This is a genomic window from Janthinobacterium sp. LPB2021202312-11-4 (assembly GCF_037049705.1).
In the GTDB taxonomy this organism is placed as follows: domain Bacteria; phylum Pseudomonadota; class Gammaproteobacteria; order Pseudomonadales; family Pseudomonadaceae; genus Aquipseudomonas.
Genome location: NZ_JBAGKV010000041.1, coordinates 41,603 through 48,277, shown reverse-complemented (window position 1 = coordinate 48,277; position 6,675 = coordinate 41,603). Strand labels below are relative to the sequence as shown.

4 protein-coding genes are annotated in these 6,675 nt (G+C 48.6%); all 4 read right to left on the bottom strand.

Annotated elements, in window-relative coordinates; translation table 11 throughout:
- Positions 1–196: 196 nt before the first annotated feature.
- Positions 197–385, bottom strand: coding sequence for a helix-turn-helix transcriptional regulator (locus V5E99_RS28270; protein ID WP_414813350.1), 189 nt, complete (start codon positions 383–385; stop codon positions 197–199).
- Between the two features lie 339 nt (positions 386–724).
- On the bottom strand, positions 725–1,753 hold the full coding sequence (locus V5E99_RS28265; protein WP_499805673.1) for a hypothetical protein: 1,029 nt from the start codon (positions 1,751–1,753) through the stop codon (positions 725–727).
- Positions 1,754–1,827: 74 nt separating this feature from the next.
- Positions 1,828–3,234 (bottom strand): hypothetical protein, encoded by a 1,407-nt coding sequence (locus tag V5E99_RS28260; RefSeq protein ID WP_499805671.1) that lies wholly within the window; start codon positions 3,232–3,234, stop codon positions 1,828–1,830.
- Positions 3,235–3,569: 335 nt separating this feature from the next.
- Complete coding sequence (locus V5E99_RS28255) at positions 3,570–6,527, bottom strand: class I SAM-dependent DNA methyltransferase (RefSeq protein ID WP_499805670.1); 2,958 nt, start codon at positions 6,525–6,527, stop codon at positions 3,570–3,572.
- Positions 6,528–6,675: the final 148 nt, after the last annotated feature.

The window sequence follows — 6,675 nt, the reverse complement described above, 5'->3', positions numbered from 1 at the left end:
GAAGAAGTGCCAAAACAATGAGCTATTGCCGCCATTGACCACCGCCTGATCGGCGGTGAACACGCACGCAGAATTGATGCTTGCAGATCTGCAAAGGCATATACATACTATGTTCACCGATTGCGTTCCGCAGGTTTCCGCCAAGAAATCAGCTGCTGAACGTAATTAAGGAAAGGCCCGCCTCGTGCGGGCTTTTTTATGCCCGCTTTTGCGAGGCGTGTCGCTGCTGCGCGTAGAACTCACAAATGTCTGCGAGGTTCCAGCGAATTGCGCGACCGAAATGCAACGGCTGTGGAAAGGCGGGATCGTTCTTCGATAGCCGATAAAGCGTTGACCGTGAAATCTTAAAGATCTCGCAAACCTGCTCAGTAGTTTGAATTTGCATCGCGTATTTCTCGTTGTCAAAGCCTGTGACGCTGATCATTCGCGACACGAGCTGACACGTCAATCAGCCAAAAACCGACTCTAAACTGCTGTTTTATATGGTGTTTTACTATCAGAATTGCTTTTGAATATCTTTATGCGGCTCTACGAGTCATTGGCCCGCTTAAAATGCACGAAAAGGAATAAGAAAATCAACATGAATAACAATTCAATATAAAATTATTTGTAATTTCTGACGCCAACGCGCCTCCTAGATCCAGCATCAGGAGGAACTCCGCAGATTGCGTTGTTTCACCGATATCACGACACGCACCTAAGGTGCCAATTCCACTGATTCCACTTAATACCCATCAACCCCCAGCGAGCGCAAAATTGGTCGACGAGCTTCGCCAAACTCTCTAGATATATCCGTAAAATACGCTGCAACTTCTAAATCTCTATCATCGATTCCACGCCAAAAGAACGGAACATTTCTATTTTCGAGACTCTCTATAAATGTTATATGAGTCAGACAAATGAACAATCTTGCAAAGTTCGCTGGATTGTTAAAATCATTTTTCAACAAGTGCATTACAAGATGACGATTAAAACCATCAACTTCACCATAACTAGGCCTATAAAGAACATTCTTAAAGTATATTCTGAACGCGTTAATCACATCAGACTGCGGGCATATATGCGTTAAAAAATCTATCTCAACCGCTTGATTATAGTCTTTTCCTGGGTGCCAAACATATGATTCCAGCCTTCGTCGCCCCCATTGAATTATGATACTACGAAGATGGCGCTCAAAAACCTCTCCACTTACATTATCGGGCGCAATGCTCAGGCGCGAGTTCTGAACATTTCTTAACCCCGCCTCGAATACTGGTATAAGAGACATAATCGCTACATGATCCATTCCAAGATAGTAAGCTTCTATCGCCTCAAACACGATGAGTCGATAACTTTTAAGAGAGTCGCTTGTAGAAAAAAACTTATTGAAATAGGTTGCTGCGATTTCAGGCGCAAAAAACTCATTAAGCCAAAAATCTGCTGCAGATTTCGGATCTTTTGAATTATTCATTTCGAATATTTCTTTATTTAGCTGACCTTCACCTATGATGTGAAGCGGTACTGGCAAGGACAACGGCAATGCTCTTTCCTGCGCGCCAGTGACCCGCCCCCACTTCTCATTGTAGTGGCTTATCGGTCGTTCCGTGACAAAGCACAAACCAGCATCGGTGGCAATCTCAAAGCCCGGCTTTTCAATGTTCTTAGGACGAACATCTACATCCTTATCTTCATATTTATTGAAAGCTGCGACTATTAGGTCTTCGGTTAGCTTGGGATACGCACACAATCTTCTCAGCGTTTTTTCATACTTCATTCCGAAATCCTTTTTTTATGAATATACGAGCCAAGGCCCCAAAACCGAGCTCTGAGTTAAACAAATAATAGTTATTAGACCCTATCAAGCAAATTAATTTTAACCCAGCTGATGATCGCTATTCTGATGTAGCGGCTAAAGTTTCCAAAATCAGCATTTTTTTCGTGAAAAGAGAACGCGATGTCTTGCTGAAATTCGATGTTGTATTCATCAAATAGGAACTGCCCAGCGTGGAAGTGTTTGGAGCGAACGCTGTAAAAATAGTCTGTCAGGTCTTTGTCGAATCCCGGCTTACTATGGCTTATCATGAACTCTGAAAATTTCTTGTTTTCGCAAAGCCCCAGAGCTTCGACGGCACAAACTTTATATGATTGTGCCAGGGTGGGATGTCGGCGGCCGACCGTTAAAGCGAGATTATAAAGGCGACAGCAAGCCAGAAAGGCGTCTTTCTTTTTTTCATCAAGAGAAGCAATAGCCCTGAAAAATTTACGCGTTTCGGCTGGTAACCTCACTGGAGCGTTAGGACAATGAGGTTCGTCCGACAACTGAGGTGGAGCAACCCTGTCTTTGGACCCAGCGGGAGGGGTGAGGATATGTCTGCTGAAGGTTTTATCGAGGAATTCATTATTCGATGAATTATCGAATACGGCGGTAGAATAATGCTCGAAGCCCCCATCCTCCCGGGTGCCTGCAAAGCTTAAAGCAACTTTCCCTGCATTATAGGAGTCAACTTGGTCCTTATCATGTAAGTCTTTAAGACCATAGTGATTGTCTTTTACCAGCAGCCCTAGTTCGTTGTCTACGACGCCGGTCCGGTAACGCATCGACTGTACTATACCGCGCTCATTTTTTATGTTAAATATTCTGAATTCCGAACTTACCATTTCGAAGCCACAGTCTAGAAGCACGGAAAGGTAAGCATTCATATTAGCTGTGTGATTGTATGCCAGGTTGCGAGCATGCTCAATATTGACGGCGTGAACCTCGGTATCGAACATTAGTATTTGTTCGGATAGTGGCTCTTCTCTGGTGGGCCATGGCTGAGGTTTTATGAGAAATTTTGGGTCGAAATTTATAAAGACGGTGTCAGTCATTGCATAACAGCAGTAAAACCTTGAGTATGTTCGTATAGTGTACTTTTTCATCTCCTCATTGTGATCATTGGCGAGGATATCTTGAATTAGATTAATAGCAAAAAACTTTAAAGTGTATGTGTTAATATCTTTCGGCTTTTCATATAGAGAGAAGCGCGTATTATAAATATGGTCCGCATTCAGCCTAAACTCAATATCAAGCTTTGCTGAGGTTCCTTCTAGGTCGGCGAGAACAGTGAAACGTAAGGACCGGTAATCAGGAGTGTTTTCTGTGGCTGATGAATATATGGATGTGCTGAATTTTTCAATGGAAGAATGGATGCGGCTTAGCGTGTACTCTTTGATTTTTAGTTTATGTTCATGTACGTAACTTAGGTCGTGCTCCATGCAGCCCTCTCTCGCTCAGTGTTATGGGGATCTTTCACGTACTCGGAAGTGTACCGAATGGTTGGCTATCTGGCACGACGACCATGGTGTTTGCATTACTGTCCTGGTGCTCTTACTACCCGCGAGTCAATGCACCAGGTGTTCAAATCAGGCCATGCACGTTAAGTTTGAGGTGTAGCCGCTTGAGCCTTGTTGACGAAAAAAGCGGGGACAGACCACGTTATTGATTCTGACGAGAGTCAGCGTGGGGTCGACTCTGTCTATCATGACTGACCACTCCTGGCCGTTTTCTGCCCATCGAGAGAGGCAGAAAACGACTCAAAGCAGACCCAAAGCTAGTTTTTGCTGCGCTGCAGGTTCAGCGCCAGAAGACGGCGCAGGATGAGTTCATCCGTCCACTCAGGATCATAGTCATTCCAGCCGTAGGCTATTGCGACAGCTTTATCCAGGGATTCGTGTGTGAGTGCGAGCCACTGCGGGCGTTTATTATAAAGGTTAGTTAGCGTACGTTTTTTCAGGTCCAATTCATGGCCTGACTTAGGGACTGGGCGTTTCGGAAAGCCGGCAGCATCCTCTTCAGTGGTAATGAGCCAGTCCGTCCAGTCCGGTGGATTGAGGTAATGATCACGCAACGCCATGAGTTCGCTTGCAGCAATGGCGATGGCCTTCGCTTTTTCGTTGTCTTCGTATTTCACCGCAGGGATATTCGGTGTCAAACCATCGGGAAACGGGAAAGTTTCAAAGCAAGTTGTGTGAGTGTAGCGTGGGTCATTTCCGACTCCCAAGCTCGTGCCACGCCTGAGCGCCCAAACTTCGTGAATACGAGATTGAAGTATTCCCATGGTGGTGTCGTCGTCCCGGGCGATAACTACCAGTGCATCGCCCGGGGTAACGGCAGGAGGTGTCCATGCGCAAAGATGGTGCTTTGATACTCGCGTAATGGAGATGTAGCGAGTTAGTCCATTAAGTGCGGTGACCATGGCCGGGCGAGGCCGCCAAAGCTGCCACCATGGGTAGCCTTGGGCGTCTTTCATTTGCGCACGGTTCAGTCGCACGTTTTCCAAGGCCCCAAACGGTAACTCGAAAAGGGAGGCGTCCTTTTTTTCGCGGACAATGAAGTTGACGATGAAACGATCAAGTGGCCTCGTCGTGATTTCGTCTGCAATCCAATATGGGCGCACTACAGCGGACATCGGCTCCCCCTTGGCGTTGGCTGGTTCTCGCAGAATTTTCCTAGCCTCGTCCCCGCTGAGGTTGAACGTGGCGCTCGGAAGTCCAAGCTCAAGGCGGCGCCTCTTCTGAACTTCAGCGCGCGGCGTGACACCCTGAAATGACTTGTTCAAGTTTTCTCGCATTATTGATGCGTTCGTCACATCAATGTCTGAATTCAGGTCGGCATGAATAACCGCAACGTCAAGTCCATCAAGCTTCGGTTTGATGGTGCTTTGTCCGAAACCCGTCATCGACACGCGCACGGCAGCGCCGTTGTCCCACCATTCCTCATCGCTCCAAGCAAGAAAAATCGGCGACTTCTCCAAAATTCGACTAAGCACCTCGCGGTTCGCACCGCCGCGAATGGAGTTGGTCGAAACCAAGCCTGCTGATTGCAACTTGCCCGCTTCCATCTGCAGCCGTGCTTTCTCGAACCAGAAGCAAACAAAGTCTGCACCGTCAATGTTGTTGTCTCTATAGGCGAGGCGCACCGCGTCCACATAGGCATCTCCCAACTCACCGCGCATCTTCTTGTTGCCTATAAACGGTGGATTGCCGACGATTACATCCGCGCTAGGCCACTGGGCTTGGCTGCCATCGGTGTTCATCAATGCATCACGATGTTCGACGCCATCCAGTGGCTTTAGAATCGGGTTGCTTGCATGCCGCCAGCCGTTCTGCCTGCACCACTGGATGTCGCCAATCCACACAGTGACCCGAGCCAGCTCCGCAGCAAACCCATTGATTTCCAAGCCCAGGATGTTGTGTGGGCCGGTCTGCAATTCCGTCTCAGCGTGCAGGCCCAGCTCCTGCGCTTCAATTTGTGCGCACTTTTCTACATCGCGCAGCGCTTTAAGTGCCAGATACAAAAAATTGCCACTGCCACAGGCCGGGTCGAGTACACGAAATTTATTAAGACGCAGAAGAAAATTGGTATATAGGTTGCGTGCCTCGTTCAATGCTTTGGTGCTGGCGGTCTTTGCAGCGGTAAGCTTGCGCTCCATTTCTTTCTTCGCTTGCACCGTAGTTTTTACATTCACGGCGGCGGCTTTCGCCTCGTCGAACGCACCGGCCTTGGCCATTTGCGTGACGATTTTTTCGCGCGTCGCTTGCCATTCGACCAAAAGCGGGTCGCGTACCAGCGGATCGACGAGCTTGGCAATAGTGTTGGTGTCCGTGTAATGCGCGCCAAGCGCAGCGCGCATTTTTCCAAGCCCGCGTTCGAACAGCGTGCCAAAAATGGTAGGGTCAATCGCTCGCCAGTCCATATCTGCAGAGGCAGCACGCAGCGTTTCAAGGTCGCTGGCCGTTAGCGTGGGGATGGCAATGTGGCGGAATAATCCGCCGTTGAACCATTCGATGTCATCGTTGCCGTAAACGCCTTTGGGTTCCTGCATAGCCATGAACAGCGCGGCAATACGGTTGGCGGCCTTCGCTACGTCACTTTTGGCGCTCGTAAGCAGGCCCGTGAAAATCCTTTCAGGCAACAGACCTTCGTCTTCGGCGAACATGCAAAACAGACATTGCACGAGGAAGTGTGCCACTTGATTACTGTCTTGCCCACGCTGGCGCATAGCCTCGGCCAAGTCAGCAAAGCGACGGGCAGCCTCTTCGGTGACTGCTGCGGTAGATTTTTCGGGCCGCAGCTTTAACGGGTCTGTAAACACCCACTTGAGCATTTGCCGCTTGCTGTCATCCACCAATTCTTCAATACGAATTTCGCGGGGTTCATCAGGGTAGCCAGTGAAGGCAGTGTGGATAATGAGGCGCTCACGGTCGCAAACCACCAGGAGCGGCGGGCTTTCGAGTTGCAGGGAATAGTCAGTTAGTTGCTTTAGGGCCTTGTCAAGGTCACGTCCAGGCTTCTTGTTCTCCCACGCGAAATGACCACGCTTCCAGACATCGGCCCAGCCATCGCCGCCTCCGGATTTCTTGGCGCCACGTTCGAAGCAGTAATTGTTGGGATCACGCGGCTTATCGACGCCGAGTAACTCGCACAAATCATCAAAGTGTGACTGCGCCCCGGCACGCTCAGTGAGTTTGTTGGATTTCCAGATTGAGATGAATTGGGTTGGTGTCATGGGTTTTCTTATGAGCCGTGCAGAAGGATGGGGGCTAACAGTAAATCACGCAGGGATTGAACCATTCCCAGAAGCTAAAAACTGTAATTTTCACATGGGCGGTTGCGATAGTCTGCGTTCAAAAGAGAGATAGTTAGATTCATAACTG

Bases quoted from the DNA above. Each gene is read 5' to 3' on its own strand.
- V5E99_RS28270 (WP_414813350.1), bottom strand. From the start codon at position 385: ATGCAAATTCAAACTACTGAGCAGGTTTGCGAGATCTTTAAGATTTCA.
- V5E99_RS28260 (WP_499805671.1), bottom strand. From the start codon at position 3,234: ATGGAGCACGACCTAAGTTACGTACATGAACATAAACTAAAAATCAAA.
- V5E99_RS28255 (WP_499805670.1), bottom strand. From the start codon at position 6,527: ATGACACCAACCCAATTCATCTCAATCTGGAAATCCAACAAACTCACT.
- V5E99_RS28265 (WP_499805673.1), bottom strand. From the start codon at position 1,753: ATGAAGTATGAAAAAACGCTGAGAAGATTGTGTGCGTATCCCAAGCTA.